At 63.8% G+C, this 14,296-nt stretch carries 16 protein-coding genes and 1 tRNA gene; 10 read left to right on the forward strand and 7 right to left on the reverse strand.

Translation table 11 applies throughout. The features are described from left to right. Window positions 1-191 (reverse strand): alpha/beta hydrolase (locus G3N97_RS28520; RefSeq protein WP_205996334.1); only part of this gene is annotated, 191 nt, incomplete at its 3' end. 165 nt (window positions 192-356) lie between these two features. Between G3N97_RS28520 and G3N97_RS28525 the strand changes: the two genes are divergently transcribed. Next, a complete protein-coding gene (locus tag G3N97_RS28525; protein WP_110329558.1) occupies window positions 357-2,075 on the forward strand; it encodes a glutamine--tRNA ligase/YqeY domain fusion protein in 1,719 nt (572 codons plus the stop codon). Window positions 2,076-2,169: 94 nt separating this feature from the next. On the opposite strand, the gene G3N97_RS28530 is transcribed toward G3N97_RS28525, so the two are convergent. Together G3N97_RS28530 and G3N97_RS28535 are read right to left on the reverse strand one after the other, a co-directional pair. Next, a complete protein-coding gene (locus G3N97_RS28530) occupies window positions 2,170-2,628 on the reverse strand; it encodes an NUDIX hydrolase (RefSeq protein ID WP_205996335.1) in 459 nt (152 codons plus the stop codon). Window positions 2,629-2,635: 7 nt separating this feature from the next. Next, complete coding sequence (locus G3N97_RS28535) at window positions 2,636-3,022, reverse strand: hypothetical protein (RefSeq protein WP_205996336.1); 387 nt, start codon at window positions 3,020-3,022, stop codon at window positions 2,636-2,638. A gap of 194 nt (window positions 3,023-3,216) precedes the next feature. On the opposite strand from G3N97_RS28535, the gene G3N97_RS28540 reads away from it, so the two are divergent. Continuing rightward, window positions 3,217-3,462 carry a hypothetical protein gene (locus G3N97_RS28540; RefSeq protein ID WP_205996337.1) on the forward strand — a complete coding sequence of 82 codons (246 nt, stop codon included), beginning with the start codon at window positions 3,217-3,219 and terminating at the stop codon, window positions 3,460-3,462. 57 nt (window positions 3,463-3,519) lie between these two features. Here the strand turns inward: G3N97_RS28540 and G3N97_RS28545 are convergent, their stop codons facing one another. Then, a complete protein-coding gene (locus tag G3N97_RS28545; protein ID WP_241030884.1) occupies window positions 3,520-4,845 on the reverse strand; it encodes a cytochrome c peroxidase in 1,326 nt (441 codons plus the stop codon). A 436-nt stretch (window positions 4,846-5,281) separates the two neighbouring features. Here G3N97_RS28545 and G3N97_RS28550 point away from each other — a divergent pair, with 436 nt between their 5' ends. Both G3N97_RS28550 and G3N97_RS28555 read left to right on the forward strand, forming a co-directional pair. Then, on the forward strand, window positions 5,282-6,862 hold the full coding sequence (locus tag G3N97_RS28550) for an acid phosphatase (protein WP_205996339.1): 1,581 nt from the start codon (window positions 5,282-5,284) through the stop codon (window positions 6,860-6,862). A 229-nt stretch (window positions 6,863-7,091) separates the two neighbouring features. Continuing rightward, on the forward strand, window positions 7,092-7,574 hold the full coding sequence (locus tag G3N97_RS28555) for a PH domain-containing protein (protein WP_205996340.1): 483 nt from the start codon (window positions 7,092-7,094) through the stop codon (window positions 7,572-7,574). 81 nt (window positions 7,575-7,655) lie between these two features. Here G3N97_RS28555 and G3N97_RS28560 read toward each other — a convergent pair. Beyond that, window positions 7,656-7,732 (reverse strand) — tRNA-Arg (locus G3N97_RS28560). 104 nt (window positions 7,733-7,836) lie between these two features. Beyond that, window positions 7,837-8,667, reverse strand: coding sequence for an undecaprenyl-diphosphate phosphatase (locus tag G3N97_RS28565; protein WP_065057932.1), 831 nt, complete (start codon window positions 8,665-8,667; stop codon window positions 7,837-7,839). Window positions 8,668-8,692: 25 nt separating this feature from the next. On the opposite strand from G3N97_RS28565, the gene G3N97_RS28570 reads away from it, so the two are divergent. The 5 genes from G3N97_RS28570 to G3N97_RS28590 all read left to right on the forward strand — a co-directional run bounded on the left by G3N97_RS28570 (window position 8,693) and on the right by G3N97_RS28590 (window position 13,422). Continuing rightward, complete coding sequence (locus tag G3N97_RS28570) at window positions 8,693-8,887, forward strand: hypothetical protein (RefSeq protein ID WP_205996341.1); 195 nt, start codon at window positions 8,693-8,695, stop codon at window positions 8,885-8,887. A 383-nt stretch (window positions 8,888-9,270) separates the two neighbouring features. Further along, window positions 9,271-10,182 (forward strand): aldose epimerase, encoded by a 912-nt coding sequence (locus G3N97_RS28575; protein WP_205996342.1) that lies wholly within the window; start codon window positions 9,271-9,273, stop codon window positions 10,180-10,182. A 122-nt stretch (window positions 10,183-10,304) separates the two neighbouring features. Next, window positions 10,305-11,012: a peptidoglycan DD-metalloendopeptidase family protein gene (locus G3N97_RS28580; RefSeq protein ID WP_205996343.1), complete on the forward strand. Its 708-nt coding sequence runs from the start codon at window positions 10,305-10,307 to the stop codon at window positions 11,010-11,012. A 755-nt stretch (window positions 11,013-11,767) separates the two neighbouring features. Continuing rightward, on the forward strand, window positions 11,768-12,079 hold the full coding sequence (locus G3N97_RS28585; protein WP_205996344.1) for a DUF2288 domain-containing protein: 312 nt from the start codon (window positions 11,768-11,770) through the stop codon (window positions 12,077-12,079). Then, complete coding sequence (locus G3N97_RS28590) at window positions 12,076-13,422, forward strand: MATE family efflux transporter (protein ID WP_205996345.1); 1,347 nt, start codon at window positions 12,076-12,078, stop codon at window positions 13,420-13,422. The genes G3N97_RS28585 and G3N97_RS28590 overlap by 4 nt, the downstream gene beginning before the upstream one ends. A gap of 78 nt (window positions 13,423-13,500) precedes the next feature. Here the strand turns inward: G3N97_RS28590 and G3N97_RS28595 are convergent, their stop codons facing one another. Beyond that, window positions 13,501-13,641 (reverse strand): hypothetical protein, encoded by a 141-nt coding sequence (locus G3N97_RS28595; protein ID WP_205996346.1) that lies wholly within the window; start codon window positions 13,639-13,641, stop codon window positions 13,501-13,503. Window positions 13,642-13,808: 167 nt separating this feature from the next. On the opposite strand from G3N97_RS28595, the gene G3N97_RS28600 reads away from it, so the two are divergent. After that, window positions 13,809-13,982 carry a hypothetical protein gene (locus tag G3N97_RS28600; RefSeq protein WP_167371432.1) on the forward strand — a complete coding sequence of 58 codons (174 nt, stop codon included), beginning with the start codon at window positions 13,809-13,811 and terminating at the stop codon, window positions 13,980-13,982. Window positions 13,983-14,296: the final 314 nt, after the last annotated feature.

Raw genomic sequence — 14,296 nt, forward strand, 5'->3', positions numbered from 1 at the left:
TCACCCAGCGGTTCGGCCGCCAGCGCCGCCTCCAGCGCACGGCACCACGCCGCGCAGTCCGGATGCAGCCAGTCGGGCATCGCCACGCGCGCGAAGCCCGCGTGCGCGGCCTCCCAGCGCGTCTGCCAGTGACCCGGCCCCGAGTTCATGTAGCCCGGCAAAACCCGCACCCGTGTGTCGATCGTCGTCATTTTTTCCTTGCTTCGCGGCGTTGTGCGCCCCGCTCCGGCGCCAGGGCTGGCACGGTGGGGCGCGTCAGGTAGAATGGAAGGCACCACCGGGCGCCCGGCTTGCAACGTTGACCTGCAACGTGCAGTGCGATGTGCGGCGCGCCCTCGAACGACTTCCCTTTTCGCATGAATACCGAACGTAAAGACGCCGACCGCACGGACGCGCCTGCGGCATCCAATTTCATCCGCAACATCATCGACGACGACAACCGCTCGGGCAAGTGGGCGCAGCGCGTGGAAACGCGCTTCCCGCCGGAGCCGAACGGCTATCTGCACATCGGCCACGCGAAGAGCATCTGCCTGAACTTCGGCGTGGCGCAGCGCTACGGCGGCGTCTGCCACCTGCGCTTCGACGACACCAATCCGGAAAAGGAAAGCGTCGAATACGTCAACTCGATCATCGACGCGGTCACATGGCTCGGCTTCGACTGGAAGAAGGCAGATCACGAGTACCTCTTCTACGCGAGCGACTACTACGACAAGCTCTACGAATTCGCCGAACTGCTGATCCAGCGCGGCAAGGCGTATGTCGACAGCCAGACGCCGGAAGAGATGCGCGCGAACCGCGGCTCGGCCACGGAAGCGGGCAAGAACTCGCCGTTCCGCGATCGCTCCGTCGACGAAAACCTCGACCTGTTCCGCCGCATGAAGGCCGGCGAGTTCGAGGAAGGCGCGCACGTACTGCGCGCGAAGATCGACATGGCGTCGCCGAACTTCAACATGCGCGACCCGGTCATCTACCGCATCCGCTTCGCGCATCACTACCGCACGGGCGACAAGTGGTGCGTGTATCCGATGTACGACTACACGCACTGCATTTCGGACGCGCTCGAAGGCATCACGCATTCGCTGTGCACGCTCGAATTCGAAGATCACCGTCCGCTCTACGACTGGGTGCTCAACGAACTGGCCGACGCCGGCGTGTTCACGCGTCCGCTGCCGCAACAGATCGAGTTTTCGCGCCTGAATCTCACGTACGCGATCACCAGCAAGCGCAAGCTGCTGCAACTCGTGACCGAAAACCACGTGGACGGCTGGGACGATCCGCGTATGCCGACCATCGTCGGCGTGCGCCGCCGCGGCTTCACGCCCGAAGCGATCCAGCTGTTCTGCGAGCGCATCGGCGTGACCAAGGTCGATTCGTGGATCGACATGAGCGTGTTCGAAGGCGCGCTGCGCGACGACCTCGACGACAAGGCGCCGCGCGCGACGGCCGTGCTCGATCCGCTCAAGCTGATCGTCGACAACTATCCCGAAGGCCAGTCGGAGCAGTGCAGCGCGCCGGTGCATCCGCATCATCCGGAGCGCGGCGTCCGCGAATTCACGTTCTCGCGTGAACTGTGGATCGAGCGCGAGGACTTCCAAGAAACGCCGCCCAAGGGCTATTTCCGCCTGTTCCCGGGCAACAAGGTGCGCCTGAAGTACGGCTTCGTCGTGGAATGCACGGGCGCGGAGAAGGATGCCGACGGCAACATCGTCGCCGTGCATTGCAACTACTTCCCCGACAGCAAATCGGGCACCGAAGGCTCGAGCAACTACAAGGTCAAGGGCACGATCCAGTTCATCAGCGCCGACAACGCCGTGCCGGCCGAAGTACGCCTCTACGACCGCCTGTTCCGCGAAGAACAGCCGGACGCCGGTGGCCGCGACTTCCTCGAAGCGCTGAATCCGGATTCGAAGCGCGTCGTTCAGGCGTTCGTCGAGCCGGGCGCGCGCAACGCGGCGCCGGAAGACCGCTTCCAGTTCGAGCGTCACGGCTACTTTGTCGCCGACCGCTACGACTCGAAGCCGGGCGCACCGGTGTTCAACCGCATCGTCGGTCTGCGCGACAGCTGGGGCAAGTAAGGCCGCCGGCGCAGCATCGCGCGAATGAAAAAGCCCGCACGTTTGTCGTGCGGGCTTTTTTTATGGCGGCGGCGCGCGATGCGCTCAGGCCGGCTCAGGCCGTTTCGATCCGCCGATGCAGCTCCGCCAGCGACAGCGCCGTGTTGAACAGGCGCGTGAGACTGCGGCTCGCGTACTGAGCGACGTCGGCGGGCGCGACCCAGCGCCAGGCGTCCATCTCGGGAATCATCACACCGTCGTGGCGGCGCGGAAACATCGACACGCACACGCAGCGCGACAGATCGCTCTCGCTCGCCAGCGCGCGCGCCGCGAACAGATGCAGATCCTTGTCGCGCCGATACGCGAAACGCCCGAGATCGACGAGCCGCGCCGCACTCACGTCGATGCCGGTCTCTTCGACCATTTCGCGCCGCGCGCTTTGCACCTCGGTTTCGCCGGGCTCGCCCTGCCCCTTCGGAATGTCCCAGTGGTCGGTGCCGGTCGCGTGCGCGAGCAGCACGCGGCCGTCGGGGTCGAGCAGCACGATGCCGCACGACACGGTCTTGCCGTTCACCACGCGCTCAGTGCCGCTTCTGGTAGACCCACTGACCCTCGCCTTCGCGGCAGAACTGCGGACGCAGCGTCATCGTCTGGCCCTTCGCGTTGACGACGACGTCCGTGTCGCGGCACGTCTTGTTGCCGTCCTTCTCGGTCTTGGTGGGCGTGATGGTCGCGTCGATCTTGACGCTGTTGCGCAGGCCGTCGTTATTCCAGGTCGACGACTCGCCGTCCGCCTTGTTGGCGACCGCGTCGCGCACGGCGTGCGTGAGCGAATCGTAGTCCGCCTGCTTCATCCACGATGCGGGCGTGTCATGCAGAAAACCCAGATTGGCCGCCTGCGCGTTCGCGCCGAACGCGAACAGCAACACGGCGGCAATACCTGACAGAACTCGGGGCGACTTCGACATCGAATGTTCTCCTTGTAGAGCGATCTTGTAGGGCAATCGTTGGATCTCAAAAAGGATAGCACGCGCCCTGTTTTCGTCCGACGCTCCACGTCAGTCCGTCCCACGGTTTTTCGGATTGGTCCGATAGCCGCCTGCCTGCCCCGGCTCTACGATTCCTCTGTCATCCACTGACGTGATACGAGGATTTTTCTGTCATGACTTACACCGTCGCGCTGAGCCTCTGCGCCGTCGTCCTGGCGTTGCTGTGCATCGGCCTGATGGCGGTGCTCGCCCATCATTCGCAGGCGCCGCGCACCGATCCGGCGATGGCGGACCTGAGCTTCGGCGTCGTCGATCAGATGCCGGCCTGGCCGGAGTTCGCGGTGCGCGGCGGCTTTATCTGCCTGCTGGTGTCGTTCGTGACGCTGATGGCGACCTGCCTGCTGATCGTCGCGTCCTGAGCCGAACGCACGCTCACACGCACACGCACACGCACACGCACACGCACATGCGCGCGCTCAGTGCGCCGGCGGTTGCCAGCCGTCGGTGAGCGTGTCGAGAAACGCCATCACATCCTTGATCTCCGCGTCGGAAAACACCGGCGCATCGCCGGGCTTGCGGTCGAACGGCGGGTCCGTGTTCAGGTTCGCCCAGTATTGCCGCGGCAGATCGTCGAACTTCTTCACCTTGCCCTTCACCACCGGATAGAACTCCTGCGGATTCGTGTCTCGGCGCGCGTAGAAACGCAGCACGTCTTCGAGCGAGTGATAGACGCCGTTGTGGAAGAACGTCTTCTTGAGCGCGATGTTGCGCAGCGTCGGCGTGCGGAACAGGCCGCAGAATTCGGCGCGATGATCGAGATCCGTGCGCTCGGGCCCGCACGCGCCGAGATCGAAGAAGCGCGGATCGCGATTGACGGCGAGCGTGCGATTGCGCGGCACGCCGATCGCAATCAGACCGAAGTCGCTGAACTGCGGCGGCGCGCCGTCCTTGGCGCGCTGGCTGATGTGGCAGCTCGCGCAGTTGCCCTTCTTCTCGTCGTTGAACAGTTGCAGGCCGCGCAATTCGGTCGCGGTGAGCGCGGTCTTGCCCGCCAGATACGCGTCGTACTTGCTGGTGTACGGATAGAACACCTCGGGCGCCTGCTCGAAGGTTTCGAGCGACTTCAGCACGGCCTGGAAGGTGGCGTTGTCGTCGTCGAAAACATGCTCGCCGAAGGCCTCGCGAAACGCGTTCGCATAGGGCGCCGCACGCACTGCCGCCGTCACCTTCGCAGGCGTGCTCGCCATCTCGAACGACGACAGCAGCGGAATGCGCGCCTGGTCGCCGCCATGATCGACGCGGCCGTCCCACGTGAGGCCGCCGGTCGGACCTGCGTCGATGCTTTCGTCGCCTTCGTCGTCGGAATCGTGATAGTGCTCGGCGAACGCGGGCACCGATTGCAGATACTTGAGCGTGGGGACGGCGCGCATGCCCTGACGATGCATGTCGGCGCCGCCGATCTGCACGTCGAGCGCATTGGCCGGCGTGAACGCGTGATTCGGGCTGTGGCAGGTCGCGCACGACATCTTGCCCGAGCCCGACAGCGACGGATCGAAGAACATCTGCTTGCCGAGCGCCGTCATGCGGCGCACCTGCGCGTAGACCTCGGCGCGCGACTGGGCGTGCGGTTGGGCGATCGGCGTTGCAGCCGTCGATGCGGAAATCTTGATCAGCTTCGCGCCGTTGACCGGTGCATTGGCCTTCGATCGGGCTTGCGCGTCCTGGGCGCTGGCGCCGTTTTCTGCCTTGTTCTCCGCTCCGGAAGACGCGTCTTGCGTGCCGCCGTCGCAGGCCGCCAGCATCGACAACAACGCCGCCGCGATCAGCAAACGGCCTCGCCCGAAACTACGCGGCTTGCGCGCGCGAGTCTGCGAATGCGTGTCAGAAAGACTGCCCTCAAGCGCCGCGCGATGCGCCGAACGATGCCACATGAACTGATCCCCGAGCTGGTGTGCGGCGCGCACTTCGGCGAAGACCGATCCGGTCGACCCTCGCACTGCGCTGCCGCGAAAACCGATGCATCCAAGGAACGCATCGAAGTCGCGAAAGCGTATGTCAGGTTCATTACATTTAAATGACGCAGTGTAATTTGAACGTTACGTAAATCGAGGGATTGAAAAAGCTAAATGTAATTATTTACATCTAGCTGTCAAATTTCGCTGAGACACTGCGCCTCGCCCGACGGCCGGTGTCACTCCCGCGCTCGCCGCCCGGCGCCCCCAACGCGAGAGAGAAAAAATGATCAACAGAAAATGGTTCTATGCGACGCCGATCGCAGCGGCGGCGGCGGCATTGGCCGTCGCGGCCTGCGGCGGCAATGACAGCAAGCCGGGTCTTTCGTCGGTGAAGAATATCGTCGTGATCTATGCGGAAAACCGCAGCTTCGACAACCTGTACGGCAGCTTCCCCGGCGCCAACGGCCTGCAGAACGTCACGGCCGCCAGCGCGCAGCAGCTCGATCGCGACGGCTCGGTGCTCGCCACGCTGCCGACGGTCTGGAACGGTCTGACGCAAACGGGCGTGACGCCCGTCGTCACGGCGGCGATGACGGAAAACATGGCGAACGCGCCCTTCGCCATCGACGATCCGAAAGGCTTCAACGTCCCGCTCTCGACGACGACGCGCGACCTCTATCACCGCTTCTACGAAAACCAGATGCAGATCCACGGCGGCAAGAACGACATGTTCGCCGCGTGGGCCGACTCGGGCGGCCTGGTGATGGGCCACTACACGACCAGCGCCGAAAAACTGCCGCTCTGGAAGATCGCGCAGCAATACACGCTCGCCGATAACTTCTTCATGGGCGCGTTCGGCGGCTCGTTCCTGAACCACCAGTGGCTGATCTGCGCATGCACGCCGTACTACGCGAACGCCGCGACGGCCACCGCGCAGCCGACGATCGCGACCGTCGACGCCGATGGCGTATCGCTCACGCTCGCCTCGAACTCGCCGGCTTCGGCGCTCACCGGCGTGCCGAAGTTCGTGAAGTCGGGCAACCTGACGCCCGACTTCTACGCCGTCAACACGATGCAGCCGCCGTATCAGCCGAGCGGCAACACGGCTGCATCGGGCGGCGACGCGAATCTCGCCGATCCGAACAACGCCTCGACGATGCCGCCGCAGACGTCGCAGAACATCGGCGACCTGCTCTCGAACGCGAACGTCACGTGGGCGTGGTACGGCGGCGCATGGGGCGCGGCCGTGAGCGCGGTGCAGAACAGCACCTCGAACGTGATCTACGGCGCGAACATGACGGCGCCGAACTTCCAGCCGCACCATCAGCCGTTCAACTACTTCACGAACTACGCGCCGGGGACCGCCGCGCGCACGGCTCACCTGCTCGACGGCGGCATGGACGGCAGCGAATTCATCAAGGCGATCGACGCGGGCACGCTGCCTTCGGTGTCGTTCTACAAGCCGCAGGGCAACCTGAACGAACACGCGGGCTACACCGACGTGGCGAGCGGCGACCAGCACATCGCCGACGTGATTTCGCATCTGCAGAAGAGCCCGCAGTGGAAGGACATGGTTGTGGTGGTGACCTACGACGAAAACGGCGGCTTCTGGGATCACGTCGCGCCGCCGAAGGGCGACCGCTGGGGTCCGGGCTCGCGCATTCCGGCGCTCATCATTTCGCCGTACGCGAAGAAGGGTTACGTCGACCATACGCAGTACGACACGACGTCGATCCTGCGCCTGATCACGCGCCGCTTCTCGCTGCCGACGCTGCAAGGCCTCACCGCGCGCGACGCCGCGCTCAAGAGCAACGGCGGCCAGGCGATGGGCGATTTGACCAACGCGCTCGACCTGAAGCTCTGATGTTTTGAGACGTTGATGCGCTGATCGACAACGGCCATCGATCGCTGGACATCAGGGTGTCCAGCTTTCTTCGCGGGCAGCCATGTGGCTGCCCGCTCTTTTTTGATCTAGCGCGATTTATTCGCGTTTTGAGCAGCATTTCTAACGCGACTTTTGACCACAGTCATGACTCCATCATATCCACTAGTCTGTTATTAGTTGACTAGGCAATATTTAATGGAGATCAAACATGGTGCGCGTCGAATCGGTGCTGCCTCCCGGAGAGCGGGTCGTTTATGAGGGCCATCTCAGCATGTGGGCCATGAGCCCGTGGATCACGTTCGGCATCGTGCTGATGATCTGGGGCGTGCTGGTGGGCTGTCTCGGCGACGCGATGTTTTCGGCGGCGATGCTGTTCGGCGCAGGCGTGTTGCTGTTCGCGTTTGCGATCGCCCTGCTGCTGACGACGCAACTCGCGCTGACGAGAAAGCGCGTGATCGCGACGTTCGGCATCGTGCGCCAGCGCAGCGTCGCGTTCGAGCTGGGCGATGTGCGCCGCGTGCATGTGCGTCAGGGACCGGTGGGCGCGTTGTTCGACTTCGGCACGATTGTGATCGGACGCGCGAGTGCGCCGGCGCTCAGGATCGCGGGTATCGATCAACCCTTCGTGTTTCGTGAACGGCTCGCGAGGTTGAGGGATGTGATCGTCGCGCAGATGAAGTTGGCGGCTTGAGGCGTGGTGTTTCGTTGAGGCGCGCGCGGGTGATCGCGGATGAATGGCAAAAAAGCCCGCAAATTGCGGGCTTTTTTTGTTTGGCGCGACAGGAGGGGCTCGAACCCCCGACCCTCGGCTTAGAAGGCCGATGCTCTATCCAGCTGAGCTACTGTCGCGTGGAAAATCTGCGCATTTTCGGCCCAACGCGGGGCGCGGCCGAAGACGGGCGTGGATTATACCGCGTTCGACTCGAGCCGGACGTCCCGCCCACGGCCCGCCATCAAGCAGGTTGCGGATGCATCACGAACCAGCCGAGGAAAATCGCGCCCGCGATCACGCAGTACAGGCCGAACGACGCCAGACGGCCGCGCCCCTCGAAATAGCGCATCAGGAATTTCACGCTCAGCCACGCGGCGATGCCGGTGAGCACGCCGCCGACGAGCGCCGTCGTCAACTGGTCGCGCGCGTGGAACAGCTTCGGCAGTTCGAGCACGCCCGCCGCGAAGATGATCGGCGTGCCGAGCAGGAACGAGAATTCCGCGGCCTTCTCGGTCGTGAGACCCGCTGCGTTACCGGCGATCATCGTCAGACCGCTGCGCGAGAAACCCGGAATCAGCGCGCCGATCTGCGCAAGACCGACCAGGAACGCCTGGCGGAACGTGAGCTTTTCGGGTGCGCGGTGCGCGCGCGCCTGCTGGAGGCGGTCGCCGAGCCACAGCAGCACGCCGTTCACCATCAGCGCGGCAGCGACGATGCGCAGGTCGTGAAAGATCGCCTCGATGCGCTTTTCGAGCACCAGACCCACGATGCCCGTCGGAATCGTGCCGATGATCAGCGCCCACATCATGTGGCCGTCGTCGTTCTTGCGGCCGCCGAGCGAAGCGAAGAAACCGCTGATCAGCGCGACCCAGCGAGCACGGAAATACCAGAGCAGCGCGATCGCCGTGCCGAGATGCAGCGCGACGAGAAACGGCAGCAGTTGCGGTGCGTGTTTGTCGATATGCATGCCGAACAGCGCAGGCACGAGCAGCGTGTGGCCGAGGCTGCTGACCGGGAACAGTTCGGTGACGCCTTGCAGCACGCTCAGGAAGAAAAGAAACGAGAGACTCACGCGCGGATCCTCGGAATGGTTGGACATGGCGCCGACCATCGCGGGGACAGTGCGGCAAAGCGCACCGATTATGCCTGGCCCGAATTGCAGCGCCAAGCGTCAAGACTCATTTGTCGGAAAAGTTACCGCGTCGCAACAAAATAGCGGCGATCAGAACGGAATGCGCAGCGAGCGCGCGCATTTCAGAAAGGAACAAACCGGCAAATGCCGGCCGAAATGAAAGAAAACTGCAAGCCACACGCGGTGTGCGGCTCGCTGCTTGCGCGTTTTTTCGCTTAACGCGCCATCTTGTAGAAGAAGTACGCGCTGCTCCCGACGAACAGGCTAAACAGTCCCATGCTCATGGCCATTGCGATATCCATTTTCCGCGCCCTCCTTCACTCGTGCAGTGTGCGAAATCGCACATTCATTCAGGCCGATTATGGCGGCGGCCCGCCTTGCACAACACCCACGATTTCCCGACGAGGGTTTTCACGCATCTGAAAGCGGCGCACAATCCGGCGCACCAACGCGAATCGCACCGGAATTGCGCCAGAATCGCGCAATCGCGGCCCGCCGCCGCTTCGGCGCGGCCTTTCCTTCACCTCGACTCAGTGACAGGCCATGGAAACACGCCCTCCGCAAGACCTTCTCGAACTCAACAGCGGCGTCTCCACGCTGCGCTTCGCACCGTGGGCCGGCGGCCGCCTGCTCTCGTGGCACATCGGCGGCGAAGCGATCATCCGCTGGCCCGACAACGCGAACTGGGAGCAGCCCGCGCGCGTACGCGGCGGCAATCCGTTGCTGTTTCCGTTTCTTGGCCGCCATTTCGTCGATGGCCAGATCGGCCGCTGGCGTGACGCCGACGGCGTCGTGCGCGATCTGCCGATGCACGGTTTCGCACGCGACCTGCCGTTTTCGGCGCAGGTGGACGACGACGGACGAGGCGTGCGCATGACGCTCGTCGACTCGGCGGCGACGCGCACGGGCTATCCGTTCGGCTTTCGCTTCGAGGCCGCTTACCGGCTCGCCGACGATCACACGCTCGACGTCTCGCTGACCGTCGCCAATACCGGCGACGCGCCGCTGCCCTGGTACGCGGGCCATCACTTTTACTTTGCGCTGCCGCACGCGCAACGCGCTCAAAGCACGCTCGAGATGCCGCTTGCGGTGCGCCGTCATCAGTTGCCGGACGGTTCGATCAGCGCGCCGGAGCGTGGCGAGACGCTCTATCGTCTCGACGACGCCGGCATCATCGACCGCTTTCACGTGCTCGAACCGACACCGCCCTCGGTCCCGGTGCGCCTCGTCACGCCCGACCTCCGGCGCGCGGTCACGATCGATCTCGACCGTCCCGATTCGCTGCCTTGGTACGCGGTGACGACGTGGACGGAGGCTGCCGATTCGGACTTCTACTGCGTCGAACCGTGGCTCGGTCTGCCCGACGCGATCCACAACGGGCTCGGCCTGCGCTGGCTCGCGCCTGGCGCGACGGAAACCGCGACGCTGCGTCTGCACGTCGAAGCGCTCGCCTGACGCACCGTTCCCGTCAGCTTGAAACGCGCTGGCGCGGCGGCAAAACCGTTAAAATCAGACGTTTTGCCGCCGCGTTCCGCCTTCCGGTCGAACCGCGCGACGGCGTCCTGCGAGGTTCAACATTGGCACAACGATTTAGACGAGGATTCAGACAACTCGCGTGCGCGGCGCTCGTCGCGCTGCTCGCCGCCTGCGGCTCGGCACCGGTCGGCCCAGGTTTCTACCGCGTGGAACGCGGCGACACGGTCAGCAAGATCGCGCGCGGCAACCGGCAATCGGTGTCGAACATCGTCCGCTGGAACAATCTGTCGAACCCCGATGCGATCGAAGTCGGCCAGGTGTTGCGTGTCGCGCCGCCGGCCGGTTCCGCGGCGGGAGCGGAACGCACCGCGCCGCGTGCCACGGCCGCCGCGCCTCGCGAATCGGCGCCTGACAACTCCGGTCCGGCGCCCGCGCCCGCCTCGTCCATTTCGCTGATCTGGCCGACCGCCGGCCAGGTGGTTCGCAGCTTCGACGGCCGTAACTCGAAGGGCATCGACATCGTGAATGCGCCCGGCACGCCGATCGTCGCCGCCGCGCCCGGAACCGTCGTCTACGCGGGTAACGGCCTGCGTGGCTACGGCAATCTGCTGATCATCAAGCATGGCGGCGATTACCTCACCGCTTATGCGCACAATCAGGCGCTATTCGTAAAGGAAGGCGAGTCGGTTGCGCAAGGACAGAAGATTGCGGCGATGGGCGACTCGGATAACGATCGCGTGATGCTCCATTTCGAGCTGCGTTACCAGGGGCGCTCGATCGACCCGGCACGCGATCTGCCGCCGCGTTGAACGTTCTCATTCGCCGCGTCGTTTTACTCGATTAACGCTCGCGGCGAATGAAATAGAACGCACAAAAAAAAGCCCGGCGTGGCGCCGGGCTAACGGGGGTTTGGCGCATATCGGCAAAGGACCGGTTTACCATGCGCCGAATGGCAATCTATCAACGCGACCCTGCCCGCGCAATCACTTAATTAGATCGAATATGTGTCGCGGCGCACGGATTATGTGTCGCCCGGACTTTCCCTGGTGAAACGATGTTGTAAAGCGCCGCCTTACACGCATAAAAATGCGCGTTGCAGCGCGCGCACGATTGAGCGGCCATTTCGCCGAAAAGCCTTTTGCGACGGGACTTTGCGACAGACTGATCAATCGCGCGCGAGTGACGGAACGGACCGCCTTCACTGCACCGCAGCGAGCAGTTTCGACCCGCGCGCCACCGATAGTCATTAAGTGGCCCAACGCACAAAGGAATGCAATTATTCGCCGAAGTTGGTTTTTTGGAACACCCGATATCGCTTTCCAAATGGCTTCGGGCGATCGGGCTTTATGTGTATTGCCCGGATTCTTTTCGTCCGATTAATCGGCCATTCTCCAGAGCGCGCCGTCGCAATAAGGCGTTAATCGTTAATTTACCGGCTTTTTATCAGACGAATTACAGACGCCGGCGCCAGCGGCTTTGCACGCCCGAGCGACGCAGTTCGGCAGCGCCAGGCCGCCTCGCCGTCTATCGTTTATAGTATCGGCCGCAATCGATTCTCACGATCATGACCCAAAACGACAACGCTACACCCAGCCCCCTCTACGCCAAGTTGCTCGGAGAAACCGCCAAAATCGACTGGCAGGATCTCGAGCGTTTCTTCGCCCAAGGCAAGCTGCTTTCGGTGGCGCGCGACCTCGACCTCGTGAGCGTCGCCGAGGCGATCGCAAACGACGAGGGCACGCGCGTGACGCAATGGCTGTCGTCGGGTCTCGTGCAGCGCATGCAAGCCGAGACGGCCGCTGATTTCGCCGATCGCAAGCCGGAGTTGTGGGCGGTCGTCGTCTCGCCGTGGGTCTGCGTGCAGGAACGCAGTTGAGCGACAGCGCCTCCCTGCCTTCGCGGGGCAACTGGCACCGGCGCGTGTTGACGCTCGCGTTTCCGATCGTCCTCGCCAATCTCACCCAGCCGATTCTTGGCGCCGTCGATACGGCCGTCGCCGGACATTTGGGCCGTGCCGCCGATCTGGGCGGAGTCGCGCTCGGCGGCCTCTTCTTCAATTTCGTCTTCTGGGGCTTCGGCTTCCTGCGCATGGGCACGACCGGGCTGGTCGCACAGGCGCACGGTGCCGGCGACAACGCTGCGCTGCTCGTGAACGTCGTGCGCGCGATGGTGCTCGCGTTCGGCATCGGCGTGCTCATCCTGCTCGTACAGACGCCGCTGATCCATTACGCGCTCGCGCTGATCGGCGGAAGCGACGAGGTGCAGCGCAACGCCACCGTGTATAGCCACGCGCGCATCGGCTCGGCGCCGTTCGCGCTGGCGAACTACGTCGTGCTCGGCTACCTGTTGGGGACTCAACGCGTGCGCATCGCGCTGGTCGCGCAAGTGCTGATCAATGCGGTGAACGTCGTGGCCGTGCTGGCTTACGTCTACGGCTTCGGTTGGGGCATCGCCGGGATCGGCGCGGCGACCGCGACCGCTGATACGGTCGGCTTCGTGTTTGGCGTAGCCGTGCTTTGGCATCTGCGCCCGCGCGGACTCGCGCCGCTCGACTGGCGCACGGCCGTCGAACCGGCGGCGCTCAAACGGCTGGTCGCGATCAATCGCGACATCTTTTTGCGGACGATCTGTCTGCTCGGCTCGTTCGGCTGGTTCGCCCACCTCGGCGCGCAGCAGGGCGACGCGATCCTCGCCGCGAACGCGCTGCTGCTCAACTTCCAGACCTTCATGGCGTACGGGCTCGACGGATTCGCCCACGCAAGTGAAGCGCTGGTCGGCGCAGCGATTGGCGCACGCGATCGCCATGCGTTCCGACAGGCCGTCAAAGTGAATCTGTTCTGGGCGGCGCTCGGCGCGCTCGGATTCTCGCTGTGCTATTGGAGCACCGGCGGCTGGATCATCGACAAGCTCACCGATCAATCGACGGTACGCGCCGCCGCCCGCGCTTTCCTGCCGTGGGCCGCGCTTTCGCCGATTGTCTCTGTGTGGGGCTTCCTGCTCGATGGCGTCTTCATCGGCGCCACGCGCACGCGCGAGCTCATGCAGGCGATGGCGATTTCGTTGCTGGTGTTTCTCGTCGCTTCGTGGGCGCTCGTTGCGCCGTTCGGCAATCACGGACTCTGGGCCGCGCTGCTGATCTTCATGGCGGCGCGCGGACTGACGCTCTATCCGCTCGTCCCGCGCATTACGGGAGCGATTCAGCCCGCGATGGCTCGCTGAGCGCCTCAAGCCTGCTTGAGGCGCCTGGCTTCATCGCGTCCCTTTCCTTCTCTGCTGCCCTGCCCTGCTCGGGGCAGATTACTGTGCGGGCGGCGTTTCGATCATCACGGGCGGCCGGTCGTCGGTCGGTACGCCGTGATAGTCGGCCGGATCGTGAGGCGGCGGACCGTGATGCTTGCTCGCCGAATTGTCGGCGCAAGCCGAAAGCAGTGCAGCCATTGCGATGGCCAGCCAGACACGTGACATCGATCTAAATCCCTAAAAAATGTTGCCGCGCAGCAGTGTACAGGCTGCGCGCGTGACGCGCCGGTTCGCAAACACCATCATTTTTTCCTGGCCGCGTCTGTCCTAAGATGGTGACATGGCTGCAACCCAAGGAGGCTGCCATGGATACCGAAACCATCGCCGGACTCGCCGGCCTCGCTGTCGGGCTGCTCGTGCTGTTGGGGCTGTCGATTTTCGAATCGCGCGCCTATCGGAAGGAGCACAACGGGGAAGGCATGATGCACCACTGGCTCGCCGAGCATCATGTGCTCGAGCGCGTGCGCCGCAGACATTGAACTGAGGCGCGGGCCATTGCGGCCCTTGGTTGTCGTCAGACAGACGTTGCGTCTGTGCTGCGGCTGCTTGATGGCAGCTGCGGGGGCAGTTTGTTCGTCGCGCCAAGCTGCGCGATCTGAACGTGTTGGCGAATAGCCAGTGAGTCTGTTTTTCAAGCACATAAACGCCAGAACCCCGGCTCTCTCTTGGAGAAGCCGGGGTTCTGGACGTACTGCATAAGAAGCCTGACGATTACCTACTTTCACACGGGCAATCCGCACTATCATCGGCGTAGAGTCGTTTCACGGTCCTGTTCGGGATGGGAAGGGGTGGG

The organism is Paraburkholderia sp. Ac-20347, assembly GCF_017104805.1.
Lineage (GTDB): Bacteria > Pseudomonadota > Gammaproteobacteria > Burkholderiales > Burkholderiaceae > Paraburkholderia > Paraburkholderia tropica.